Origin of the sequence: Kytococcus schroeteri, assembly GCF_042433515.1 — a bacterium.
GTDB lineage: Bacteria > Actinomycetota > Actinomycetes > Actinomycetales > Dermatophilaceae > Kytococcus > Kytococcus schroeteri.
The window spans coordinates 75,517-97,220 of sequence record NZ_JBHLVH010000028.1 but is presented as its reverse complement, the minus strand read 5'-3'; the positions used below and the strand labels follow the sequence as shown (position 1 = coordinate 97,220).

At 71.8% G+C, this 21,704-nt stretch carries 19 protein-coding genes and 1 pseudogene; 10 read left to right on the top strand and 10 right to left on the bottom strand.

From position 1 onward, the window contains the following. Window positions 1–118 precede the first annotated feature (118 nt). Complete coding sequence (gene lipB, locus ACFFHC_RS11485; protein ID WP_379805526.1) at window positions 119–832, bottom strand: lipoyl(octanoyl) transferase LipB; 714 nt, start codon at window positions 830–832, stop codon at window positions 119–121. Window positions 833–897: 65 nt separating this feature from the next. Between lipB and ACFFHC_RS11480 the strand changes: the two genes are divergently transcribed. Beyond that, the gene (locus ACFFHC_RS11480) at window positions 898–2,232 is read left to right on the top strand and encodes a serine/threonine-protein kinase (protein WP_144043045.1); all 1,335 of its coding nucleotides are present in this window, start codon (window positions 898–900) and stop codon (window positions 2,230–2,232) included. A 101-nt stretch (window positions 2,233–2,333) separates the two neighbouring features. On the opposite strand, the gene ACFFHC_RS11475 is transcribed toward ACFFHC_RS11480, so the two are convergent. Together ACFFHC_RS11475 and lpdA are read right to left on the bottom strand one after the other, a co-directional pair. Continuing rightward, window positions 2,334–4,175: a 2-oxo acid dehydrogenase subunit E2 gene (locus ACFFHC_RS11475; protein WP_141494685.1), complete on the bottom strand. Its 1,842-nt coding sequence runs from the start codon at window positions 4,173–4,175 to the stop codon at window positions 2,334–2,336. A 102-nt stretch (window positions 4,176–4,277) separates the two neighbouring features. Further along, window positions 4,278–5,660: a dihydrolipoyl dehydrogenase gene (gene lpdA, locus ACFFHC_RS11470; protein ID WP_070705736.1), complete on the bottom strand. Its 1,383-nt coding sequence runs from the start codon at window positions 5,658–5,660 to the stop codon at window positions 4,278–4,280. A 231-nt stretch (window positions 5,661–5,891) separates the two neighbouring features. On the opposite strand from lpdA, the gene ACFFHC_RS11465 reads away from it, so the two are divergent. After that, window positions 5,892–6,068: a DUF5302 domain-containing protein gene (locus tag ACFFHC_RS11465; RefSeq protein WP_168168510.1), complete on the top strand. Its 177-nt coding sequence runs from the start codon at window positions 5,892–5,894 to the stop codon at window positions 6,066–6,068. A gap of 133 nt (window positions 6,069–6,201) precedes the next feature. Here ACFFHC_RS11465 and ACFFHC_RS11460 read toward each other — a convergent pair whose 3' ends face one another. Continuing rightward, window positions 6,202–7,773, bottom strand: coding sequence for a leucyl aminopeptidase (locus ACFFHC_RS11460; protein ID WP_379805520.1), 1,572 nt, complete (start codon window positions 7,771–7,773; stop codon window positions 6,202–6,204). A gap of 126 nt (window positions 7,774–7,899) precedes the next feature. Here ACFFHC_RS11460 and gcvT point away from each other — a divergent pair, with 126 nt between their 5' ends. Continuing rightward, window positions 7,900–9,018 carry a glycine cleavage system aminomethyltransferase GcvT gene (gcvT, locus tag ACFFHC_RS11455; RefSeq protein WP_070703581.1) on the top strand — a complete coding sequence of 373 codons (1,119 nt, stop codon included), beginning with the start codon at window positions 7,900–7,902 and terminating at the stop codon, window positions 9,016–9,018. Window positions 9,019–9,536: 518 nt separating this feature from the next. Here gcvT and ACFFHC_RS11450 read toward each other — a convergent pair. Further along, window positions 9,537–10,064, bottom strand: a pseudogene (locus ACFFHC_RS11450) (SCO2322 family protein); the annotation flags it as partial. An 80-nt stretch (window positions 10,065–10,144) separates the two neighbouring features. On the opposite strand from ACFFHC_RS11450, the gene ACFFHC_RS11445 reads away from it, so the two are divergent. From ACFFHC_RS11445 to ACFFHC_RS11415, 7 genes are all read left to right on the top strand, one after another. Then, window positions 10,145–10,765 carry a DUF3043 domain-containing protein gene (locus ACFFHC_RS11445; RefSeq protein WP_070703692.1) on the top strand — a complete coding sequence of 207 codons (621 nt, stop codon included), beginning with the start codon at window positions 10,145–10,147 and terminating at the stop codon, window positions 10,763–10,765. 31 nt (window positions 10,766–10,796) lie between these two features. Next, window positions 10,797–12,161, top strand: coding sequence for a dipeptidase (locus ACFFHC_RS11440; RefSeq protein WP_070703690.1), 1,365 nt, complete (start codon window positions 10,797–10,799; stop codon window positions 12,159–12,161). A gap of 97 nt (window positions 12,162–12,258) precedes the next feature. Next, a complete protein-coding gene (locus ACFFHC_RS11435) occupies window positions 12,259–12,618 on the top strand; it encodes a HesB/IscA family protein (RefSeq protein ID WP_070703688.1) in 360 nt (119 codons plus the stop codon). A gap of 43 nt (window positions 12,619–12,661) precedes the next feature. Further along, a complete protein-coding gene (aat, locus tag ACFFHC_RS11430) occupies window positions 12,662–13,357 on the top strand; it encodes a leucyl/phenylalanyl-tRNA--protein transferase (RefSeq protein WP_070703687.1) in 696 nt (231 codons plus the stop codon). Window positions 13,358–13,375: 18 nt separating this feature from the next. Next, window positions 13,376–14,347 carry an aa3-type cytochrome oxidase subunit II gene (ctaC, locus tag ACFFHC_RS11425; protein ID WP_446685148.1) on the top strand — a complete coding sequence of 324 codons (972 nt, stop codon included), beginning with the start codon at window positions 13,376–13,378 and terminating at the stop codon, window positions 14,345–14,347. Next, the gene (ctaD, locus tag ACFFHC_RS11420) at window positions 14,347–16,155 is read left to right on the top strand and encodes an aa3-type cytochrome oxidase subunit I (RefSeq protein WP_070703683.1); all 1,809 of its coding nucleotides are present in this window, start codon (window positions 14,347–14,349) and stop codon (window positions 16,153–16,155) included. Before ctaC ends, ctaD begins: the two co-directional genes overlap by 1 nt. Before the next feature lie 9 nt (window positions 16,156–16,164). After that, complete coding sequence (locus tag ACFFHC_RS11415) at window positions 16,165–16,569, top strand: cytochrome c oxidase subunit 4 (protein ID WP_070703681.1); 405 nt, start codon at window positions 16,165–16,167, stop codon at window positions 16,567–16,569. 86 nt (window positions 16,570–16,655) lie between these two features. Here ACFFHC_RS11415 and ACFFHC_RS11410 read toward each other — a convergent pair whose 3' ends face one another. From ACFFHC_RS11410 to qcrC, 5 genes are all read right to left on the bottom strand, one after another. Beyond that, complete coding sequence (locus tag ACFFHC_RS11410) at window positions 16,656–17,405, bottom strand: VIT1/CCC1 transporter family protein (RefSeq protein ID WP_070706194.1); 750 nt, start codon at window positions 17,403–17,405, stop codon at window positions 16,656–16,658. Window positions 17,406–17,482: 77 nt separating this feature from the next. Further along, complete coding sequence (locus ACFFHC_RS11405) at window positions 17,483–17,884, bottom strand: metallopeptidase family protein (protein WP_070706195.1); 402 nt, start codon at window positions 17,882–17,884, stop codon at window positions 17,483–17,485. Window positions 17,885–18,050: 166 nt separating this feature from the next. Continuing rightward, complete coding sequence (qcrB, locus tag ACFFHC_RS11400; RefSeq protein ID WP_070706196.1) at window positions 18,051–19,799, bottom strand: cytochrome bc1 complex cytochrome b subunit; 1,749 nt, start codon at window positions 19,797–19,799, stop codon at window positions 18,051–18,053. Then, on the bottom strand, window positions 19,796–20,836 hold the full coding sequence (gene qcrA / locus ACFFHC_RS11395; protein WP_070706197.1) for a cytochrome bc1 complex Rieske iron-sulfur subunit: 1,041 nt from the start codon (window positions 20,834–20,836) through the stop codon (window positions 19,796–19,798). Before qcrA ends, qcrB begins: the two co-directional genes overlap by 4 nt. Before the next feature lie 38 nt (window positions 20,837–20,874). Beyond that, window positions 20,875–21,669, bottom strand: coding sequence for a cytochrome bc1 complex diheme cytochrome c subunit (gene qcrC, locus ACFFHC_RS11390; RefSeq protein WP_070706198.1), 795 nt, complete (start codon window positions 21,667–21,669; stop codon window positions 20,875–20,877). Window positions 21,670–21,704 lie beyond the last annotated feature (35 nt).

Below are 21,704 nucleotides of genomic sequence, written 5' to 3'. Positions count from 1 at the left end.
ACTCCCTGCACTCGACGTGGCGTCCCGGCGGTGTCTGCCGGGGCCTGGTGGGCGGCGGTGGACGCCGCACGCAGCACCACAGGATACGCCGGGTGGGGCGGGGTGCCGGCGGGTGGGTTCAGGCGGCGTCGTGCCCGGCGGTGGTGGCGGCCGGGCGCGCCACCTCGACCGCGCCGAGTACGTCGCGCAGGTGCGCCTCCACGCGCGGCAGGGCGTCGGCCACGGTCGCGCCGGCGGCGTCCTCGCCGCGGCGGCGCAGCTCGGCGGCGATGCTGGTCACGCCCGCGTCGGAGATGCCGCACGGCACGATGCCCTCGGCCCAGGTGAGCGGGCAGTCCACGTTGAGGGCGAAGCCGTGCATGGCCACGTCGCGGCTCACGCGGATGCCGACGGCGCCGATCTTGCGGTCCTGACGTCCGAACTCGTCCTGCGCGGCGGGGTCGCCGAGCACCCAGGCACCGCTGCGCCCGTCCACCCGCGTGGCCTCGATGCCGTACTCGGCCACGGTGCGGATGAGCACCTCCTCGAGGCGGCGCACGTGCGCCACCACGTCCACCGGGTCCGGCAACCGCACGATCGGGTAGCCGGTGAGCTGGCCGGGGCCGTGCCAGGTGATCTTGCCGCCGCGGTCCACGTCGACCACGGGGGTGCCGTCCAGGGGGCGCTCGTGGGGCTCGGTGCGCTTGCCGGCGGTGTAGACGGCCGTGTGCTCCAGCAGCAGCACGGTGTCCTCACCACCCTCGACGACGCGCTGGTGCACCTGCTTCTGCAGGTCCCAGCCCTCCATGTAGTCGACGGTGTCCGGAACCAGGCCCACGTGCTCGAAGCGCATACGCCGAGGGTACGCCTGTGGACGACGCCCGACACGCCCACCCGGATCCGCGGCAGGCTGCACCCATGGTTCGAGTGCAGGAACTGGTGCAGGAAGGGTGGGAGCCGTCGCCGCAGGAGGTGGCCCGGCTCCTGCGGGAGGTGGGGGCCGACCTGGTGCGGCTCCACGAGGGTGGCGCGGTGCACGGTGGCGTGAGCACCGCGGTGGTGGGGGTGGGGGCCGACCACGGCTTCCACCTGGGGCCGCCGGTCCCGGCCGGGGACGACCCCTGGCTGCGGGAGCCGCCGGAGGTGGTGGACGGCGACGCGCCCACCCCGGCGAGCGACACCTACGAACTGGCCGCGGTGGTCCGGGACCTGCTCGACGTGGTGACGTGGGAGCTGCCGGAGGAGCTCGTGGTGGCCGTGGAGCGCGGCCTGCGCGACGACCCGTCGGGACGTCCCACGGTCACGGCCCTGGTGGTCTGTGCCGCCGGCGCCCTCGAGGAGGTGGCCGGGGCCAGCACGCCGCCCGACGGCCCGGTCGACCTTCCGCCCGGGCCGGACGAGCCGGAGGCGGCGAGTGCGGCCCCGTCCAGCCCCCTCCCGTCCAGCCCGGCTGCCGAGCGTGTGGAGGCGCCACCGTTCGCCCTCGGGGACGAAGGCGCGGAGGACGCGGACCCCGCGGACCGGCCGGGCACCTCCTGGCCGGACATGGTGGTCCACGGCTCGGCCAGCGGCGACCAGGACCGGATGGCCGCCCTCCGCGAGGCCTTCGCCGCTGCCGCCCAGGAACCGGAGCGGTCCGGTCTGCGGTCGCGCCTGCACCCGGTGGGCACGCGCCCGCTGGTGCTCGGCGCCGTGGCGGTGCTGGCCCTCGGCGGCCTCTGGGCGGTGGGTTCGCAGGGGGCCGACCCGGCCGTGGCCGAGACCCCGGTGGCGGCGCCCGGTCCCTCCGGGGCGCCGGCCGATCCCTCCGCCGTGTCGGACCGCCCGGCCGGTGGTACCGCCTCGCCCACGCCTGCCCCTGCACGCACGCGCACCGCGCCGGAGGCGGGCGCGCCCGTGGCCCTGCCCACCGCCGAGGAGGTCGACGATCTGCTCACGACCCGGGCGGTCGCGTGGGTGGCAGGGGACCGGGAGGCCCTGGCCCGGGTGGTGGTGCGCGACAGCCCCGCCTGGCGCCGCGACACCGGGCACCCCGCGCCCGAGGGCCACTCGGTGGCGGCCCGCTACCGCGTGAGCGACGTGCGGCCGGTCCGGGCAGACGGAGGGAGCGGCGCGGGCCGGGTGGTGCTCACCGCCAAGGTGGCCGCCCAGGGAGGGGACCCGCGGACGGTCCGGCTCGAGCTCGAGCCCTCGGGGAAGGACGGCGGCCCGATCTCCTGGCGGCTGGCCGACTGGCGGGTGCTGGCCGCCTGACCGGGAGCGGGTGCGCGGACGGGGCCCCACACCGTGTGGTGCGGGGCCCCGTCGTGTGCAAGGGCTGTGCCGGCCGGGCGGGCCGGACCGGCGTCAGCGGGTCAGACCTCGAACTGGCCGGCCTCCAGGCGCTCCTTCATGGTGCCCAGGAAGCGGGCGGCGTCGGCGCCGTCCACGATGCGGTGGTCGTAGGACAGGGCCAGGTACACCATCGAGCGGATGGCGATGGTCTCCAGACCGTCCTCGTCGCTCACCACGACCGGGCGCTTCACCACGGCACCGGTGCCGAGGATCGCCACGTTCGGCTGGTTGATGATCGGCGTGTCGAACAGGGCGCCGCGCGAACCGGTGTTGGTGAGCGTGAAGGTCGCACCGCTCAACTCGTCCGGGCCCACCTTGTTGTCGCGGGTGCGGCTGGCCAGGTCGTCGATCTTGCGGGCGATGCCGGCGATGTTCAGCGACCCGGCGTCCTTGATGACCGGCACCAGCAGGCCCTTGTCGGTGTCCACGGCCATGCCCAGGTTCTCCTGGGCGTGGTAGACGATCTGGTCGTCCTCCACCGAGGCGTTCACCGTCGGGTGCTCCTTGAGCGCCTCGATGGCGGCCTGCGCGAAGAAGGGCAGGAACGAGAGCTTGACGCCCTCGCGGGCCTGGAAGGCCTTCTTCTCGCGGTCACGCAGGCGGGCGATCTTGGTGACGTCCACCTCGACCACGGTGGTCAGCTGCGCGGAGACCTGCAGCGACTCCAGCATGCGCTGGGCGATCACCTTGCGCAGGCGGGTCATCTTCTCGGTGGTGCCGCGCTTGGCCTGCAGGTCGCCCAGGGCGCCGGAGGACTTCTGCGCGGAACCCGAGGACTGCGCCGCGGGCTTCTGCGCGGGCTGCTCGGCCGGCTCCTGCTCGGCCTTCGGCTGCTCGGCCGGGGCTTCGGCGGGCGCCTCGGCCCCCTTGCCCTTGGCGGGCGCCTCGGCCCCCTTGCCCTCGGCGGCGGCCAGCACGTCCTGCTTGCGGATGCGGCCACCCACGCCGGAACCCTCCAGGGTGGAGAGGTCCACGCCGTGCTGCTTGGCCAGCTTGCGCACCAGCGGGGTCACGTAGGTCTCGGAGTCGGAGCCCTTGTCGGAGGACTCGGCCTTCTTCGGGGCCTCCTTCGCCGGGGCCGGCTCCTGGTCCTTCTTGTCCGCGGCCTTCTTCTCGTCGGCCTTCGCAGCGGCCTGCGGGTCCTCGGTCTCGCCCTCGGCAGCCACCTCCTCGGCGGACCCGGCGTCCATCGGCTCGGCGTCGGCGTCCTGGTCGGCCTCGTCCTCGGAGGAGTCGTCGCCACCGGCCTCGCCGCCGATGACACCCAGCTCGCCGCCGACCTCGACGGTCTCGTCCTCACCGGCGATGATCTTGGAGAGCACGCCCGCGTAGGGGGAGGGGATCTCGGTGTCCACCTTGTCGGTGGAGACCTCGAGCAGCGGCTCGTCGACCTCGACCTCGTCACCCTCGGCCTTCAGCCAGCGGGTCACGGTGCCCTCGGTCACGGACTCGCCGAGCTCCGGCATCGTCACGGTCTGGCCCTCGCCGCCGCCGGAGGACTTCTTGGCCGGCTTCTCGGCCTTCTCCTCCGTCTTCTCCTCGGCCTTCTTCGGCTCCTCCGCCTTCTCCTCGGCGGGCTCCTCGTCCTTCTCGTCGGAGGAGTCGTCGGACCCGCCGGAGGCCTCGCCGTCGCCGATGACGGCCAGGTCGCCGCCGACCTCGACGGTGTCGTCCTCCTCGGCAAGGATCTCCTGCAGCACACCCGCCACCGGGGAGGGGATCTCGGTGTCCACCTTGTCGGTGGAGACCTCGAGCAGCGGCTCGTCGACCGCCACCTCGTCACCCACGGCCTTCAACCAGCGCGTCACCGTGCCCTCGGTCACGGACTCGCCGAGCTCCGGCATCGTCACCTTCTCAGACATTCCCTGTCTCCTCGGTCGTTCGTTGAGCGGTCTGTACTGCCCTTGCGCAGCCATTCTCCACACTGGGCGGTGCCGCGCACCACCCGGGGCGTGCCGTGTACGTCACGCGTGGGCGTGCAACGGCTTGCCGGCCAGCGCCAGGTGGGCCTCGCCGAGGGCCTCGTTCTGGGTGGGGTGGGCGTGGACGAGGGCGGCGACCTCCTCGGGCAGGGCCTCCCAGTTGTAGATGAGCTGGGCCTCACCCACCTGCTCACCCATGCGGGCGCCGACCATGTGGATGCCCACCACCGGGCCGTCCTTGCGGCGCACCAGCTTGACGAAGCCCTGCGTGGCCAGGATCTGGCTCTTGCCGTTGCCGCCGAGGTTGTACTCCAGGGCCTCCACGGCGTCCTCGCCGTACTGCTCCTTGGCCTTGGCCTCGGTGAGGCCCACCGACGCGATCTCGGGGTCGCAGTAGGTGACGCGGGGGATGCCGGCCTCGTCGATCGGGGCGGGCTCCAGGCCGGCGATCTTCTCGGCCACGAAGATGCCCTGGGCGAAGCCGCGGTGGGCCAGCTGCAGGCCGGGCACGATGTCGCCGACGGCCCACAGGTGGTCCACGCCGGTGCGCAGGTCGGCGTCGGTGACCACGAAGCCGCGGTCGAGGGTGACGCCGGCCTCCTCGAAGCCCATCCCCTCGGTGACCGGGCCGCGACCGATGGCCACGAGCAGCAGGTCGGCCTCCAGCGTGGTGCCGTCCTGCAGCCTCACGGTGACGCCGTCCTCGCGGTTGTCCACGGACTCGAACATGACGCCGGTGCGGACGTCGATCTTGCGCTTGCGGAAGGCGCGCAGCAGCGTCTTGCTCACGGCCTCGTCCTCAGCGGGCACGATGCGGTCCAGGCCCTCCACCACGGTGACCTGGGCCCCGAAGCTGGTGAACACGCTGGCGAACTCCACGCCGATGACGCCGCCACCGAGCACCACCACGGACTGCGGCACGAAGTCGAGCTGCAGGGCCTGCTCGGAGGTCATCACCCGACCACCGATCTCCAGACCCGGGATGGACCGCGGGCGCGACCCGGTGGCCAGCACCACGTCCTTGCCCACGAGCTCGCGGCCGTCCACGGTGACGGTGTTGGGTGCGGTGAGGCGGCCCTCGCCCTCCACGTACTCCACCTTGCGCGCCTTCACCAGGCCCTGCAGACCCTTGTGCAGCCGGCCGATGACGCCGTCCTTGTAGGCGTTCACGCGGCCCATGTCGATGCCCTCGAAGGTCGCGTTCACGCCGAAGCTGGCGCTCTCGCGGGTGCTGTCGGCCACCTCGGCGGCGTGCAGCAGCGCCTTGGTGGGCACGCAACCCTGGTGCAGGCAGGTGCCGCCCAGCTTGCCCTTCTCCACCAGGGCCACGGTGAGGCCCAGCTCGGCCGCGCGCAGGGCGGCCGCGTAGCCGCCGCTTCCGCCACCGAGGATGACGAGGTCGTGGGTGGGCTGGCTGCTCGACATGGACGCTCCTGGGGTGGATGTCGGGGGACCGGGCGGTGTGGCCCGGGAGAGGTCGGGGTCATCGTGCCATGTGGCGCAGGCCACGTCAGGTGGGCTCCCGGGTCGGTCGGGCCGCGGCCCGTCGGCCGTGGGAAAAACGGTGGACGCCCCCTTGGTGGGGTGCCACGCTGGGCGCAGTCGAGCACCGCGGACCGGCCGCGGCCCTGGCATCGGCGGGAAGGAGGTCACGTCATGACGAACGAGCACGTCACCGACGAGACCAGGCGCAAGTTCGAGGAGGCCCTCGCGGCCAAGAAGGCCCACGGCGGCACCGACGTGTCGGCCGAGGGGGGCCACGGCAAGGTGGAGCACCCCCACGGGCCCGAGACCTCGGGCGCCCAGCAGATGTTCCGGCGCAAGAGCGTCTGAGCACCCGCAGCGCCGTCCGCGCGCGTGCGAGGAGCCCCCACCCGGTGCACGGCACCGGGTGGGGGCTCCGTCGTGTCCGGCCCCCTCGCTCCCCGGCCCGGGGCGGGCGGGGGAGCGGGCCCGGGTGGGCGCGTCAGGCCAGCGGCACGTCCTCGACGGCGGCCAGCAGGGTGCGCAGGCCGGAGCCGGTGCCGCCGGCGGGGGTGTAGCCCCACGGGCTGCCCTCGTGGAAGGCCGGGCCGGCGATGTCGATGTGGGCCCACGGCAGCTGCTGGGCGTCGCCCGTGACGTGGTCCTTACCCTGCGTGGAGCCCACGAAGCGCATCAGGTAGGCCGCGGCGGTCTGCATGCCGGCCGGCTTGCCGTAGCCGATGATGTTGCGCAGGTCGGCCACGGGGGAGACGAGGCCCTCGTGCACCTCCTCGGGGATGGGCAGGCCCACCAGCGGCTCGCCGGTGCGCTCGGCCAGCCCCACCACGCGCTCGCGCAGGGCGTCGTCGTTGGCCACGACGCCGGCGGTGCGGTCGCCCAGGGCCATCACCGCGGCACCGGTGAGGGTGGCGATGTCGAGCACCAGGTCGGGCTTCTCGCGGGTGGCCAGCACGAGGCCGTCGCACATGGCCAGACGGCCCTCGGCGTCGGTGTTGAGCACCTCCACGGTCAGGCCGTTGAGGGCGGTCACCACGTCACCGGGGCGCTGGGCGTCGCGCGAGGGCATGTTCTCGGCCAGGCAGAGGATGCCGGTGACGGCCGTCTGCACGCCCAGCTCGGCGGCGGCGAACACGGCGCCGGCCACGGCGGCCGCGCCACCCATGTCGCACTTCATGGTGGTCATGCCCTGCGGCGGCTTGAGGGAGAGGCCACCGGTGTCGAAGGTGATGCCCTTGCCCACCATCGCCACGTGCTTCTGGGCACCGGCCGGGCGGTAGCGCAGCACCGCGATGCGGGGACCGCGCGCCGAGCCCTTGCCCACGCCGTGGATGGCGCCGGCGCCCATGGACTCCAGCTGCGCGTCGTCGATGACCTCGACCTCCACGCCCTGCGGCGCGCGCTCGGTCACCGAGGCGGCGAAGGACTCGGGGTAGAGGAAGTTGGCGGGGGTGTTCACCAGGTCGCGGGCGTAGGCCATCTGGCGGCCCAGCACCAGGGCGCGCTGCAGCCCGGTCTCCACCTCGGCGGCGTCCCCGGCGGGCACCACGGCGATGCTGCGCACCTCGGGGGCCTCGGCCTCCACCTCGTCGGTGGCCTCCACCGAGCTCTTGAAGCGGGTGTCGGCGTAGGCGCCCAGCACGGCGCCCTCGGCGGCGGCGACGGTGCCGGTGGCGTCGGTGGCCGGCAGCGCCAGCACCACACGGGTGGCGCCGGCGGTGGCGCGCACGGCGGCACCGGCGGCGCGGCGCAGGCGGTCGGTGGTCGCGTCGGCCTGCTTGCCCAGACCTGCCACCACGACGAGGGTGGCGGACACGCCGGGGGCGCCGGCGAGCACGGTCGTGGAGTCCACGGCGCCGGTGGCCTTGAGCGTGGTCAGGGCGGCGGCCAGGGCCTCGGTGGCCTCGGCGGGCAGGTCGGCGGCGGCCAGCTCGGCCTTGCCGTCCACCTGCCAGGCGCCCAGCACCAGGGCGTCGGCGGTGGCCTCGGCCGGGGCCTCGGTGGCCGTCGTGAGCTCGAGGTCGAAGGGGGACAGCTCGAAGGGCACGCTCGTCATCAGGTCTCCTCGGATCGGGATCGGTTCGCGCTCCAGACGGCCCGGCGACTCGGCCGCCGGGCCACAGTGGCACCGATCGTACGCGCGGTGCGATCCACGTCACGTCCGGGCGGGTACGGTGCGCACATGACCGACTCCTCCCTCCGTCACTCCCCCCTCCACGAGGCCCACGTCGCCCGCGGCGCCAAGATGGCCGACTTCGGTGGCTGGGACATGCCCATCGAGTTCCCCGGCGGCGGCGTCAAGGCCGAGCACAACGCCACCCGCGAGGCCGTCGGGCTCTTCGACGTCTCGCACATGGGCAAGGTCCGCGTCTCCGGTCCCGGTGCGGCGGCCTTCGTCAACTCCTGCTTCACCAACGACCTCACCCGCATCGAGCCGGGCAAGGCGCAGTACACGATGTGCTGCAACGAGTCCGGTGGTGTCGTCGACGATCTGATCCAGTACCTGCGCTCCGAGGACGACGTGTTCCTCGTGCCCAACGCCGCCAACGCCACCCAGGTGGCCCGCCTGCTCACCGAGGCCGCGGCCGAGCGCGCCCCGGAGGTGACCGTCTCCGACGAGCACACCCAGCACGGCATCGTCGCCGTGCAGGGCCCGAAGGCCGACGAGGTCATGACCGCCCTCGGCCTGCCGGTGGACCACCCGGACTTCATGTCCTTCCTCGACGCGCAGTGGAAGGGCCACGAGGTGGTCGTCTGCCGCTCCGGCTACACCGGTGAGAAGGGCTACGAGCTGGTCTGCCCCTGGGACGCCACCGCCGAGCTGTGGGAGGCCCTCGTGGCCGCTGCCGCCGAGGTGGGCGGCCTGCCCGCCGGCCTGGGTGCCCGCGACACGCTGCGCACCGAGATGGGCTACCCGCTGCACGGCCACGAGCTCTCGGTGGACATCTCCCCGGTGATGGCCCGCAACGCCTGGGCCGTCGGCTGGGACAAGGAGGCCTTCTGGGGCAAGGAGGCCCTGGCGGCCCAGCGCGCGGAGAAGTCCGGCCGCCTGAACCGCGGCATCAAGGTGACCGGTCGCGGCATCCCGCGTGAGGGCAACGAGGTGAGGGCCACCGACGGCACGGTCATCGGGGTGGTCACCTCCGGCACCTTCTCGCCCACCCTGGGCCACGGCATCGCCATCGCGCTGGTGGACCGCTCCCACACCTTCGGTGACGAGGTCGTCATCGACGTGCGCGGCCGTGAGGTGGCCGGCGAGCTCGTGAAGCCGCCGTTCGTGGAGGCCGGCGTCCGCGGCTGACGCGGCACCCCATCGCACGGCGGCGGGGCCCCGCCGGGGGNGTGGTCGGGGGAGTCCGGGGCGTCGTCCACCGGGTCGGGTTCCGCCTCCGCTCCGGGGGCGTCGGCGGCGTCCTCGGGTGCGGATCCGCCGGTGCCGCGGCGCGTGCGCAGCTGCTCGGCGAGGGTGTGGCGGAACCCGCTGCCCCGTCCGGCGGGGAGCGGGCGCAGCAGCATCCAGAGCCCGCCGGCGAGCAGGGCCAGGGCCAGGGCCGTCACGTACCAGGGCACGAGGGCGCCGTCCGGTGCCTCCCGTCGCTCGGGGGCGGCCGGGGCGTCCTCGCCGGCGGTCGGTGCCGGGCCCTCCCCGGCGGACTCCTCGCCGCCGGAGGGGGACGGGGAGGCCTCGGGGGAGGGGGTCGCCGCGGGCGCCGTGTCCGGGTCGGTGGGCTCGGGGGCCGTGCGCCGCACGGGCTCCACCGGCTCCTCGGTGGCCTCCAGCACGGCCGAGTCCGCGTCGGCCACGCGGTTGGCCGAGCAGCCCTCGGCCGGGTGACCGTCGACGGCGCACACCATCGGCGGGGTGCCCTGCACGTCGAGCGCGTGGCGCACGGTGGCGACCAGGGTCGCGTCCACCGGGGCCACGGCGCAGGCCGTCTCCACCTGCGGGGCGTCCTGCGGGCGGGAGGCGGACTCCTCGGGGCGACCGTGGTCCACCACCACGCCGACCCGCTTGGTGCCGGCCTCCGGCGCGGTCCGGCCGCACACCTCCTCGAACGACGGCGTCGCGCGCGGGGAGCGACCGTTGGTGGCCGACGCCGGGAGCAGGGCGAAGCGCAGCCCGACGACGGATCCGTCGGCGGGGACCTCCTCGGTGGCGCTGCGCTCGGGCACCTGCCAGCTGGTGCCCTGCAGCGTCCAGGTCGACCAGTACCGGTGGGCGGGCTCGGCGTGGGCGGGGGAGGCCGCCGAGAGGGCGGCGGTGACCGTGAGGGCCAGGGCCAGCGCCGTGCGGGGGCGGCGGGGCCCGGGAGCGTCCCGGCGTCCTCGGTCCGTCGTGCGGTCCATCGTGGTCCCTCCCCCTCGGTGGGTGCGTTCGGTGCCGGCTGGTCTGCGTCGCGCAGTATGTCACCACGTACCCTTCGCCCATGGCCCACCGAGACACCGTGCAGACCGAGGAACCCCAGCCCGTGGAGGAGGTGGACACCCGCCCCGAGGGCCAGCGGAAGAAGGGGCGCCCCACCCCCAAGCGACGCGAGGCGCAGGCCGCCCGCCGCAAGCCGCTGGTGGTGACCGACCGCAAGGCCGCCAAGGAGGCCGAGCGTCGCGAGCGCGCCGAGGAGCGGGCCCGTGCCCGCCAGGGGATGCTCGACGGGGACGACGCCTACCTGCCGGCGCGCGACCGTGGTCCGGTGCGTGCCTACGTGCGTGACCGCGTGGACTCTCGCTTCACCGTCGGGCAGGTCATGCTGCCGATCCTGCTGGTGACCCTGCTGCTCACCGTCGTGATGATCGCCCGCCCGGAGCTGGCCGCCACCTTCCGCCTGCCGATCTTCGTGCTCGTCTACGGGATGCTCGTCGCCGGGCTCGTGGACGGTTGGCTGCTGGCCCGCCGCCTGAGGGGCGAGGTCGCCCGCGTGTTCCCGCGCCGGGCCGAGGAGGGCAAGGGCCTGGCCACCTACGTCATCCTGCGCTCCTTCCAGATGCGCGGCGCCCGCACCCCGCGCCCGGCCGTGGGCCGCGGCGAGAAGCCCCGCGCCCTGCGCTGAGCGCCCGCGGGCACCGCATAGGGTCGGGGACATGACCCAGAACACACCCGCCCCCGCACCCCGGCGCGACGACGCCGCCCTGCGCCAGGCCGTCCTGGACGGCATGCCGCAGGTGATCGACGAGCTGGTGGAGCTCGCCCGCATCCCCAGCGTGTCGATGCCGTCCTTCGACCAGTCCCACGTGCAGGCCTCCGCCGAGGCCACCGCCCGCCTGCTGGAGGGCGCCGGCCTCGAGGTGGAGATCGTCACCGAGGGTGGGGCGCCGGCGGTCATCGGCACGCTCCCGGCGCCGGAGGGCGCCCCCACGGTGCTGCTCTACGCCCACCACGACGTGCAGCCGCCCGGGGACGAGGCCGACTGGGACACCCCGCCCTTCGAGCCCACCCGCAAGGGGGACCGCCTCTTCGGCCGCGGGTGCGCCGACGACAAGGCGGGCGTCATGGCCCACGTCGCCGCCCTGCGGGCCCACGACGGACGCCCGCCGGTGGGTGTCACCGTCTTCGTGGAGGGGGAGGAGGAGTACGGCTCCGAGAGCCTCCCGGACATCCTCGAGAAGCACGGCGACAAGCTGGCCTGCGATGCCATCGTCCTGGCCGACTCGGCCAACTGGAAGGTCGGCGTGCCGGCCCTGACCACCTCCCTGCGCGGCATGGTGCGCGTGCAGGTGACGGTCTCCACGCTCTCCCACGCGGTGCACTCGGGTATGTACGGCGGCCCGGCCATGGACTCGCTCACCGCTTTCTCCCGCCTGGCCGCCAGCCTGCACGACGAGGCCGGCGACGTGGCCGTCAAGGGCCTGGCCGTCGACCCGGTGGGGGACCTGGATATGGACGAGGCCGACTTCCGCAGCGAGTCCGGGATGCTCCCCGACAGCCGGCTCGTCGGCACCGGCAGCCTCACCGAGCGCCTGTGGGCCAAGCCGACCGCCAGCGTCATCGGCGTGGACGCCCCGCGGGTCTCCGAGGCCTCCAACACCCTGCTGGCCAGCACCACCGGTCTGCTGTCCTTCCGCCTGGCGCCCTCGCAGGACCCGCAGGCCGCCTTCGAGGCCATCGAGGCGCACCTCCGCGAGTACGCGCCCTGGGGTGCCACCCTCGAGGTGACCCTGCAGGACGCCGGCAGCGGCTTCCGCGCCGACGCCTCCGGCCCGGCCTACGACGCGGCGCGCAGCGCCTTCGGCGCTGCCTGGGGCACCGACGCCGTCGACATCGGTCTGGGCGGCTCCATCCCGTTCATCGCGATGTTCGCCGAGAAGTTCCCCGAGGCGTCCATCCTCGTGACCGGCGTGGAGGACCCCGACACCCGCGCCCACGGCGCCAACGAGAGCCTGCACCTGGGGGAGTTCGAGAAGGTCTGCGTCGCCGAGGCGCTCCTGCTCTCGAGCCTCGCCGACTGACCGGCGTCCCCGCCGCCTCGTCCCCGTCGGGAATGCCCGGCGGGGACGAGGCGTACCCTTGAGGACCCATCAAGCCGCACCCCGAGTGAGGACAGACATGACCGTCCAGGACCAGACCACCTCCGAGGCCACCCACGGCGTCACCCTGACCCCGGTCGCCGCCGACAAGGTCAAGAGCCTGCTCGCCCAGGAGGGCCGCGACGACCTGCGCCTGCGCATCGGTGTGCAGCCCGGTGGGTGCTCCGGCCTGATCTACCAGCTGTACTTCGACGAGCGCACGCTCGACGGTGACCTGACCCGTGACTTCGACGGCGTCGAGGTGGTCGTGGACCGCATGAGCGCCCCCTACCTCGACGGCGCGTCCATCGACTTCGCCGACACCATCGAGAAGCAGGGCTTCACCATCGACAACCCGAACGCGGGCAGCTCCTGCGCCTGTGGTGACTCCTTCAGCTGAGTCCGGGCACCGCACGGCTCACCCCCACCGGAGGGGGTGAGCCGTGCGTCTGCGGTGCCGTCTGGACTTCGCGGCCGCGGTCGCCAGCGCCGTGCCGGGGGACGACCTCGTCGGCGTCGGGGGCGACCTGGCCCCGGAGACGCTCCTGTCGGCCTACACGCACGGCGTGTTCCCGATGGGGGTCGGGGGAGGCGGCAGCGGGCCGGTCGGCTGGTGGTTCCCCGAGGAGCGGGGGGTGCTCCTGCCCGGGGGGCTGCACGTGAGCCGGTCCCTGCGCCGGTCGATGCGGGCGTTCACCCTGACCACCGACGCCGCCTTCGACGACGTGGTCGCCGCCTGCGCCGACCCCCGGCGCGAGGGCGCGTGGATCACCCCGACGGTTCGGCGGGCCTACGGCCGGTTGCACCGGCTGGGCCACGCCCACAGCGTGGAGGTGTGGCAGGAGAGCCGGCTGGTGGGCGGCCTCTACGGGGTGGGGATCGGGGGCTTCTTCGCGGGGGAGTCGATGTTCCATCACGTCACGGACGCCTCGAAGGCGGCGATGGTGGGCATGGCGCGCGTCATGGACGTGGTGGGGGAGCGGGGGCTGGTCGACGTGCAGTGGCGCACCGACCACCTCGCCTCGATGGGGGTGACCACGCTGCCGCGCGCGGAGTACCTGCGGCGCCTGGACGCCGCCACCGACGAGGATGATCCGTGGCGGCGAGCCGCCCCCGTGGCGAACTCCGACGTTGGGTAGGATGATGGGGCAACTGCAGTGCATGCCCCTGAACCGCGTGCACTGACGACACAGCTTCACGGAAGGTGGCATCGAGTGCACAGGCACCCCGATCACACACGGCGCTGGAAGCGCCCCGCGGTCCTGGCCGGAGCGGCCACCATCGGTGCGATGGTCCTGAGCGCCTGCGGGAGCTCGGACCAGATCGCCCGCGGGTACCTCCCCGAGGGCGCCAGCGAGAATGCCGACGGCGTCATCTCGTTCTGGGTGGGCATGTGGATCGCCGCCCTGGCGGTCGGCATCCTGGTGTGGGGCCTGATGCTCTGGTGCGTGCTGGCCTACCGCCGCAAGAACGACGCCGAGGTCCCCAAGCAGTTCCGGTACAACGTGCCGATCGAGATCCTCTACACGGTCGTGCCGATCGTCATGGTCGCCGCGCTCTTCGTGCAGAACGTGAAGACCGAGGACGCGCTCATGAGCGTCGAGCAGGAGCCGCAGAACATCGTCAACGTCGCCGGCAAGCAGTGGAGCTGGGACTTCAACTACCTGAGCGACGACGTGCACGACTCCGGCCAGCAGGCCGTGCTCACGGGCAAGGACGGTGTGGCCGACAAGCTGCCCACCCTGTACCTGCCGGTCAACGAGCGCACCGAGTTCGTGCTCACCTCGCGCGACGTCATCCACTCCTTCTGGGTGCCCCAGTTCCTCCAGAAGCTGGACATGATCCCGGGTGTGGTGAACCGCTTTCAGGTGACCCCCACCAAGGTGGGCACCTACCAGGGCAAGTGTGCCGAGCTCTGCGGCACCTACCACTCGGAGATGCTCTTCCAGGTGAAGGTGGTCGAGCGCGACGAGTACGACAAGCAGATGAAGAAGCTGGCCGACGACGGCAAGCAGGGCTTCCTGGACACCGGCTACGACCGCAAGGAGCTGATCCAGGGTGAGAAGGGCGTGCACGAGCGCGACCCGAAGCACAACGAGTGGATCAGCAAGGGCGGGAAGGACAACTGATGGCTACCATCTCTCACCCCGGGGTCGCCCCCCGCGTGGCTGACGAGGCGCACAGCGTGGCTCGTCCGCAAACGCGGGCCGGTGCCCTGGCGGTCAAGTACCTGACGACCACCGACCACAAGGTGATCGGAAACCTCTACTTCATCACCACCGTGGCGTGGTTCTGCCTCGGCGGGCTCATGGCGCTGTTCATCCGCGCCGAGCTGTTCGACCCGGGCATGCAGGTCCTGCAGTCCAAGGACCAGTTCAACGCGCTGTTCACCATGCACGGCACGATCATGCTGCTGCTCTTCGCGACGCCGCTCTTCGCGGGCTTCGCGAACGCGCTCATGCCGCTGCAGATCGGCGCCCCGGACGTGGCCTTCCCGCGTCTGAACATGTTCGCCTACTGGCTCTACCTGTTCGGTGGCCTCATCGCCGCCGCCAGCTTCCTGTCCCCGGACGGCGCTGCCTCCTTCGGCTGGTTCGCCTACCAGCCGCTGGCCGGCCCCACCTACAGCCCCGGGCTGGGTGGTGACCTCTGGGTCATGGGTCTGGGTCTGAGTGGTTTCGGAACCATCCTTGGTTCGGTGAACTTCATCGTCACGATCATCTGCATGCGTGCGCCGGGCATGACCATGTTCCGTATGCCGATCTTCACCTGGACCGTCCTGGTGACCTCGATCCTGGTGCTGCTGGTCTTCCCGGTGCTGACCGCCGCCATGTTCGGCATGGCCGCCGACCGCATCGTCGGCACGCACATCTACGACGTCTCCAACGGTGGCGCCATGCTGTGGCAGCACCTGTTCTGGTTCTTCGGCCACCCCGAGGTGTACATCATCGCCCTGCCGTTCTTCGGCATCATCAGCGAGATCGTCCCGGTGTTCAGCCGCAAGCCGATCTTCGGCTACAAGACCCTGATCATGGCGACGATCACCATCGCCGCGCTGTCGATGTCCGTGTGGGCCCACCACATGTTCGGCACCGGCCAGGTGCTGCTGCCCTTCTTCTCCGTGATGACCATGCTCATCGCGGTGCCCACCGGCGTGAAGTTCTTCAACTGGATCGGCACCATGTGGGGCGGCTCGCTGAGCTTCGAGACCCCGATGCTGTGGTCGCTCGGCTTCCTCGTGACCTTCCTCTTCGGTGGTCTGACCGGCATCGTCCTGTCCGCCCCCGCGGTGGACCTGCACCTGACGGACTCCTACTTCGTGGTGGCCCACTTCCACTACGTGATCTTCGGAACCGTGGTGTTCGCGATGTTCGCGGGCTTCTACTTCTGGTGGCCCAAGTTCACCGGCAAGATGCTCAACGAGACCCTGGGCAAGATCCACTTCTGGATCCTGTTCTTCGGCTTCCACATCACCTTCCTGGTGCAGCACGTGCTGGGTGTCGAGGGCATGCCGCGTCGTTACGCCGACTACATGGTCGAGGACGGGTTCACCTTCCTGAACCAGATCTCCACGGTCGGTGCGTTCATGCTCGCCGTCTCGATGCTGCCGTTCTTCTGGAACGTCTACATCACCGCCAAGAAGGGCGAGAAGGTCGACGTGGACGACCCGTGGGGCTGGGGCTCCTCCCTCGAGTGGGCCACCAGCTGCCCGCCGCCGCGCCACAACTTCAACGCCATCCCGCGCATCCGCTCCGAGCGCCCGGTGTTCGACCTCAACCACCCCGAGGTCGCCGCGCTGGACGCCCCGACCCCCGACTCCGGTGTCATGGGCCAGCTGGCCGACGCCCCGGACGAGGGCGGCGTCAAGGAGGACGGTCGCCACGACAACGCCGACTACGGTGACGCCCGCGCCACCGTTCGCACCACGGACAAGTGAGGAACGCCCATGAAGGTTGAAGGCAAGCTCTTCTGGTACCTGGTTCCTCCGTTCCTGGCCTTCTGGCTGCTGTACGGCTTCTGGAGTGGCTGGAACGAGCCGGTCGGCTGGGTCGGCCTGCTGCTCTGCGCCGGCATGGTGGGCATGATCGGCTGGTACATCGGCGTCACCGCCAAGACCCTCCCGGCCACCCGCCCGGAGGACGACCGCTACGGCCACATCGACCAGGTCGCCGGTCACTACGGCAACTTCGCGCCGTACTCCTGGCAGCCGCTGTGGCTCGCCCTGTCCGGTGCCGTCGTCTTCATGGGCGTGGCCATCGGCTGGTGGATGGTGGTGCTCGGCATGGCCATGCTGATCTTCTCCGTGATCGGCTGGACCTACGAGTACTTCTCCGGTCCGCACCACGTCTGAGGCCCAGCGCCGCACACACGAAGGAGCCCGCCCCCTGGACAGGGGGCGGGCTCCTTCGTGTGTGCCGGAGGAGGATCGGAGGGGGCTCAGCCCACCGAGGTGCCCACGAGCGCGCCGACGCCGTAGGTGATGGCCATGGCCAGGATGCCGCCGCCGACGTTGCGTGCCACCGCCCGGCCGATGGCCGCGCCGCCCAGCACGGCGCTGGACCAGCCGGCGAGCGCGAGGGCCGCGGCCGCCGCGACGGCGGTGCCCGCCACGCGCACGGAGGGAGGCAGGAGCAGGATCGTGAGCAGGGGGATGAGCGCCCCGAGGGTGAAGGCCAGCATCGAGGCAGCGGCCGCCTGCCAGGGGTTGGTGAGCTCGTCCTCGTCGAGGCCCAGCTCGACCTCCGCGTGGGCGCCCAGGGCGTCGTGGGCGGTCAGCTGGACGGCCACCTCGCGTGCCAGCTCGGGGTCGAGGCCCTTGGCGGCGTAGAGGGCGGCCAGCTCCTCCAGCTCCTCCTCGGGCATGGTGGCCAGCTCGTGGCGTTCCTTGGCCAGCAGCGCGGTCTCGGTGTCGCGCTGCGTGGACACCGACACGTACTCACCGACCCCCATGGAGAGGGCACCGGCGGCCAGTCCGGCCATGCCGGCGGCGAGGATCGCCGAGTCGGAGGCCGAGGCAGCCGCCACGCCGATGACAAGGCCAGAGGTGGACACGACGCCGTCGTTGGCGCCGAGCACCCCTGCGCGGAGCCAGTTGAGCCGGGAGGCGGCGCTGGCGGCGTGGGGCTCCCCGGGGTGCCCGGTGGGTGGGTCGGTGCGTTCGGGGTGCCGCGCTGCGGGAGTGTCCATGGTTCCTCCTGGTGGTGTCCTCATCGGGCGCTGGTGGCCCGGGGTCGTGGGGTGGGGCCCGCCGCTTGCGTGACTCGTCAGCCCCAGCCGAGTTCGTGCAGCCGGTCGTCGTCGATGCCGAAGTGGTGCCCCACCTCGTGCAGGACGGTGACGGCGACCTGCTCGCGCAGCGCGTGGGGCGTGCGGAAGGCCCGGGAGAGGGGGCCGCGGAAGATGAACACGCGGTCCGGCACGTGGGGCGGGTGGAAGCCGCTGCGCTGGGGGAGCGGCACCCCCTCGTACAGGCCGAACAGGGACGTGCCCTGGCCGTGGGCGCCCGGCTCGCGGATGCTGGCGAGCTGCTCTGGCGTGGGCTCCTCCTCCACGAGGATCACCACGTTGTCCATGCGGTCGACGAGGCGCTCCGGGAGGCGGTCCAGGCCGTCGCCGACGGCCTCCTCGAACTCCTCGCGGGAGAGGGCGTACCGGCGGCTGTCCATGGTCGGAGTATCTCAAGGTGGGCACCGTCGCGCCGGGCAGGCGAGCCTGTCCCGGCAGCGCCCGGATGAGGCGCCGGCAGCGCCCGGACCACGAGGGAGGAGGGCGGGGACGCGGAACGGGCCGCCCTCCCGGTGGGAGAGCGGCCCGTTCAGGGGTGGTGTCGCGTCAGTGGCGCTTCTGGCCCTGCAGCGACTCCTCCACGACGGCGACCTCGTTCTGGGCCTGGACGGCCAGGTGGTGATCGTGGGCGTGGTGCTCGTCGGCGTGCGCCTCGGCCAGCTCGGCCGGGGTCACCGCGGGGATGCGGTCCTCGAAGAAGAACGAGGTCATGCGGGCGCGGGCCTTGTCCATGAAGGACGGGTCGCGCTGCACGCCGTTCTCGTCGGTGCCGGCGATCTCCTCGGCCGTGAGCGCCCGGTAGTCCGGGTGCTGCACGAGGTTCCAGCGCTCGTAGTCCGAGAGCTCCTCGTGCGCCTCGAAGAAGCGACCCTCCGGGGTGCGGACGATGCGACCCGACTCACGGCCGTGCAGCACCTTGTCGCGGTCGCGACGCTGCAGCGAGAGGCAGATGCGCTTCACGACGAAGAACACGACCACCGGCCCGATGAAGAACAGCGCGCGCAGCACGTTGGTGACGTCGTTGATCGACAGCCCCAGCTTGATGGCCATGATGTCGTTGCCGGCCGCGGCCCACAGCACCAGGTAGACGGTGAAGAAGGCGGCACCCAGACCGGCACGCACCGGCGCGTTGTACGGGTACTGCAGCAGGTGGTGCTCACGGTCGTCACCGGTGACCCACGCCTCGAGGAAGGGGTAGACCATCGCGATGCCGTACATGAACGGGATGAGGAACAGCGAGCCCGGGAAGATGTTCATCGAGAAGGTGCGGTCGAACAGCACGAACTCGAAGCTTCCCGGCAGCAGGCGCAGGGCGCCGTCGGCGAAGCCCATGTACCAGTCGGGCTGAGAACCGGCCGTCACCTGGGTGGGCTCGTAGGGGCCGTACGCCCAGATCGGGTTGATCGTGACCAGGGCCGAGATCAGCACGATGAGGCCGAAGACGATGAAGAAGAAGCCACCGGCCTTCGCGGCGTACACCGGCATCACGCGGAAACCGACGACGTTGTCGTTGGTCCGGCCCGGTCCGGGGTACTGGGTGTGCTTGTGCACGGCCACCAGGATGATGTGGGCCGCGAACACACCCACCAGGATGGCCGGGATGATCAGCACGTGGAAGGCGTAGAAGCGGGGGATGATCATCTCGCCCGGGAAGCCACCGCCGAACAGCATGTACGACAGGTAGGTGCCCACGATCGGGGCCGACATCAGGAAGCCCTGCATGGCGCGCACACCGGTACCCGACAGGAGGTCGTCCGGCAGCGAGTAGCCCATGAAGCCCTCGAAGATGGCGATCATCGACAGCATGCAGCCGATCACCCAGTTGATCTCACGCGGCTTGCGGAACGCGCCGGTGAAGAACACGCGCAGGGCGTGCAGCATGATGGCGACGATGAAGATCAGCGCGGCCCAGTGGTGGATCTGCCGCATGAGCAGACCACCCTTGATGTCGAAGCTGATGGCCAGCGAGGAGTTGTACGCCTCGGAGATGCCGATGCCGCGCAGCGGCTCGTAGTCGCCCTCGTAGACGGTGTGCGCCATGGAGGGGACGAACCACATCGTGAGGAAGACACCCGAGACCAGGCAGACCACCATCGAGTACATGGCGATCTCACCGATCATGAACGACCAGTGGTCCGGGAACACCTTGCGCATCAGGTACCGGGTGAAGCCGGCACCACCGGTGCGGGCGTCCACCCAGGTGGCGACGTTCTGGATCGGGCCGCGCTGCGTCGGCGCGACGACCGGTGCGGGGCGCGTCGTACGCGCCGTGCGGGACTCTGCAGCGGTGCTCACAGCTCACGCTCCCAGTAGCTCGGGCCGACCGGCTCGGTGAAGCCCTGGTCGGCGGTGAGGTAACCCTCTTCGTCGACGGAGATCTTCAGCTGCGGCAGCGGGCGCTTGGCCGGGCCGAAGATGACCTTGCAGTCCTGCGTCACGTCGAAGGTCGACTGGTGGCAGGGGCACAGCAGGTGGTGGGTCTGCTGCTCGTACAGAGCAACGGGGCAACCCACGTGGGTGCAGATCTTGGAGTAGGCCACGATGCCCTCGTAACCCCACTCGCGCTGCTTGTCGGACTGGATGTCGTCCGGGTTCAGGCGCATCAGCAGGACGGAGGCCTTGGCCTTCTCGTCCAGCGGGTGCTCGGCCTCGTTGATGCCCTCGGGCAGCACGTGGAAGACCGATCCCTTGCTCACGTCGGCGGCCTTGATCGGGATGCCGTCGGGGTCGGTGACCAGACGCATGCCCTTGTCCCAGAACGTCTCCTCGAGGTCGTTGCGGGGGAGCGGGCCCATCGAGCCGACCAGCTGGATGCCCAGCGGGAGGGCGAACAGGCCCAGCGCGCCGCCGAGCGTGTACTTGATGAGCGGGCGACGCATGATCTGCGAGGACTCCAGGCCCTCGGCGATCGTGTCGCCGAAGCCCCGGCGGGTCTCGGCGTCGGAGGCCAGCACGTGGCGCTCCTCGGTGACCTCGTGGTCGTCCATGAGGGTCTTGGACCAGTGGACGACACCCAGGCCGATGCCGAGCAGGGACAGGGCCATCGTCACGCCGAGCACCAGGTGGTACAGGTTCTGCGCGCCGATGCCGGGCACGGTGCCGACGGCGTCCTGGTCCATCCAGAAGTACGCGACGATGAAGGCCAGCGTGCCGATGATGGACAGCAGGAAGAAGCCGGCGACCTGGCGCTCCGCGCGGCGCGCGGCGGCAGGGTCGACGTCGGCCCAGCGCAGCACGTGCGGCGGGTGGCCGGGGTTCTCGAAGTGGTCGGGCACCACGTCGTGGTGGGAGTCACCCTCGTGGCGGGCCAGGGGGTGGGAGCCGTGCGACATGGCGTCCTCTCCGTGGGCAGGGATGTGGGCGGGGGGCATCAGCTGGACTTCCGGGTCAGCCAGTAGGCGGCACCCAGGAACAGGCCGATGCCGAGGGTCCAGATGAACACACCGTCGGCCACCGGGCCGAGGTTGCCGAGGTCGTTACCGCCTTGGTTGGGCGAGGAGTGCATCTCGTCCAGGTAGGCGGCGATGTCCTCCTTGTCCTGGGGCGAGAGGTTCTGGTCGTTGAACACCGGCATGTTCTGAGGGCCGGTCTCCATGGCCTCGTAGATGTGCTTCGGCTCGACGCCCTCCAGCGTGGGGGCGAACTTGCCGCGCGTCAGGGCGCCACCGGAGCCGTTGAAGTTGTGGCACATGGCGCAGTTGACGCGGTAGAGCTCACCACCGTGGGCGGGGTCGGCGCCCTTGAGGTCGGTGTACTCGGCCTCGGGGGTGGAGGGTCCGTTGCCGAGGCTCGCGACGAAGGCGGCCATCTGGTCGATCTGCTTCTGGTCGAACTGGGGGGCCTTGCGCTTGGCCTGCACGCCCGGGCCGCTCAGCGGCATGCGGCCGGTGGCGACTTGGAAGTCGACCGCGGCGGCGCCGACGCCCACGAGGGACGGGCCGGCATCGGTGATGCCCTCGCCGTTCTTGCCGTGGCAGGTGGCGCAGTTGGCCTGGAAGAGCTTGTCGCCCTCCTTGACGTCGTCGGCGGAGGCAGCGGCGGGGGCCTCGGCCTGGACGTCGGTGGGCTTCAGCGCGGTGTAGAGGCCACCCATCACGGCCAGTGCCGCGAGCAGCAGCACCAGGATGGCAGCCGGGTGGCGCCGGAGATCGAGGAGGGAGTTCATCGGTCGGACCAATCGTCGAGGGACGCGGGGGCGGA

Coding starts and splice junctions, on each gene's coding strand:
- lipB (WP_379805526.1), bottom strand. CDS start 832: ATGCGCTTCGAGCACGTGGGCCTGGTTCCGGACACCGTCGACTACATG.
- ACFFHC_RS11480 (WP_144043045.1), top strand. CDS start 898: ATGGTTCGAGTGCAGGAACTGGTGCAGGAAGGGTGGGAGCCGTCGCCG.
- ACFFHC_RS11475 (WP_141494685.1), bottom strand. CDS start 4,175: ATGTCTGAGAAGGTGACGATGCCGGAGCTCGGCGAGTCCGTGACCGAG.
- lpdA (WP_070705736.1), bottom strand. CDS start 5,660: ATGTCGAGCAGCCAGCCCACCCACGACCTCGTCATCCTCGGTGGCGGA.
- ACFFHC_RS11465 (WP_168168510.1), top strand. CDS start 5,892: ATGACGAACGAGCACGTCACCGACGAGACCAGGCGCAAGTTCGAGGAG.
- ACFFHC_RS11460 (WP_379805520.1), bottom strand. CDS start 7,773: ATGACGAGCGTGCCCTTCGAGCTGTCCCCCTTCGACCTCGAGCTCACG.
- gcvT (WP_070703581.1), top strand. CDS start 7,900: ATGACCGACTCCTCCCTCCGTCACTCCCCCCTCCACGAGGCCCACGTC.
- ACFFHC_RS11445 (WP_070703692.1), top strand. CDS start 10,145: ATGGCCCACCGAGACACCGTGCAGACCGAGGAACCCCAGCCCGTGGAG.
- ACFFHC_RS11440 (WP_070703690.1), top strand. CDS start 10,797: ATGACCCAGAACACACCCGCCCCCGCACCCCGGCGCGACGACGCCGCC.
- ACFFHC_RS11435 (WP_070703688.1), top strand. CDS start 12,259: ATGACCGTCCAGGACCAGACCACCTCCGAGGCCACCCACGGCGTCACC.
- ctaD (WP_070703683.1), top strand. CDS start 14,347: ATGGCTACCATCTCTCACCCCGGGGTCGCCCCCCGCGTGGCTGACGAG.
- ACFFHC_RS11415 (WP_070703681.1), top strand. CDS start 16,165: ATGAAGGTTGAAGGCAAGCTCTTCTGGTACCTGGTTCCTCCGTTCCTG.
- ACFFHC_RS11410 (WP_070706194.1), bottom strand. CDS start 17,405: ATGGACACTCCCGCAGCGCGGCACCCCGAACGCACCGACCCACCCACC.
- ACFFHC_RS11405 (WP_070706195.1), bottom strand. CDS start 17,884: ATGGACAGCCGCCGGTACGCCCTCTCCCGCGAGGAGTTCGAGGAGGCC.
- qcrA (WP_070706197.1), bottom strand. CDS start 20,836: ATGTCGCACGGCTCCCACCCCCTGGCCCGCCACGAGGGTGACTCCCAC.
- qcrC (WP_070706198.1), bottom strand. CDS start 21,669: ATGAACTCCCTCCTCGATCTCCGGCGCCACCCGGCTGCCATCCTGGTG.